General features: G+C 47.1%; 1 protein-coding gene. It reads right to left on the bottom strand.

The window, feature by feature from the left end:
• Positions 1-242, bottom strand: a 242-nt coding sequence (locus tag AAEZ05_RS29885; RefSeq protein ID WP_350650266.1) for a hypothetical protein, incomplete at both ends; no start/stop codon positions are given.

Genomic DNA, 242 nt, shown 5'->3' with positions numbered 1-242 from the left:
CTGCTCACCCAGCATGGCTTGTAATGAGGCAATATCTTGCTGGCTTTGCGACTCTTCTGTCGATATGGTTTGCTGCTGGGCATTCTGTTTGTAATTATTGAGGTAGCCATCCATCAGTGTCACAGACTGGGCTAATGCTTCTAGGTGTTGCGCATTCATAGAAGCATCCTGCTGTTGTAATAGCTCTAAGCTTTGCTCAATCATCGCACTGACTTCGCTAATCGCCGCTAAAGCACTAGAGC

Source organism: Pseudomonas sp. HY13-MNA-CIBAN-0226 (assembly GCF_040310305.1).
In the GTDB taxonomy this organism is placed as follows: Bacteria; Pseudomonadota; Gammaproteobacteria; order Pseudomonadales; family Pseudomonadaceae; genus Aquipseudomonas; species Aquipseudomonas gregormendelii.
The sequence above is the reverse complement of the archived record's forward strand: the minus strand, read 5'-3'. Positions and strand labels throughout refer to the sequence as shown.